Raw genomic sequence first — 686 nt, 5'->3', positions numbered from 1 at the left:
GGGCCGTCGATCTTCACGCACTCGTTCTTGTAAAGGCCCACGACCGTCTCTGCCAGGGCGTTATCGAACGAGTCACCCACGGTCCCGATGGACGCGATCGCGCCGACATCAGCGAGCCGCTCGGAGTAGCGCAACGCGGTGTATTGCGCTCCGGCATCGGAATGTTGAATGAGCCCGGCGACGTCCTGGCCGGCGCGGTCGCGGACCCATAACGCCATCTCTAGTGCGTCCAGTGGGAGGTCGGTGGGCATCCGGTTCATGGTCCGCCAGCCGACGATCCGGCGCGAGTAGACGTCGGTGACGAACGCGGTGAACGCCATCCCCGACCACGTCGGAACGTAGGTGAAGTCGACCACCCAGAGCTCGTTCGGTCGGTCCGCGCGGAAGCAGCGCTGCACGTGATCCGGGGGCCGGAACGACGCCCCGTCGGGCTTTGTCGTGATGAACTGCTTGCCGCGGCGGATGCCTCGCAGCCCCTGCTGACGCATGAGCCGTTCGACGGTGCACCGGGCCACGATGATCCCTTCCCGCTTGAGCAGATGCCAGACCTTGCGGGCGCCGCTGATCCCGCGGCCCAGCTTGCGGTCCCAGAACACCTTCTCGATCTCCACGATCATCTCCGCATCGCTGATCGTCCGCGCCGACGGGGGCCGCTTCTTGAACGCGTAGTAACCGGACGGAGCGAT

The 686-nt window shown here is 66.0% G+C and carries 1 protein-coding gene; it reads right to left on the bottom strand.

Features of this window, described 5'->3' with window-relative positions; all coding sequences use genetic code 11:
• The coding region (locus MA875_RS17355) for an IS3 family transposase (protein WP_248243448.1) at nucleotides 1-686 on the bottom strand (686 nt) is incomplete at both ends.

The sequence above is a fragment of the Microbacterium kunmingense genome (genome assembly GCF_023155745.1).
Taxonomy (GTDB): domain Bacteria; phylum Actinomycetota; class Actinomycetes; order Actinomycetales; family Microbacteriaceae; genus Microbacterium; species Microbacterium kunmingense.
Note: the sequence above shows the minus strand (reverse complement) of the source record. Positions and strands in the feature narration are given on the sequence as shown.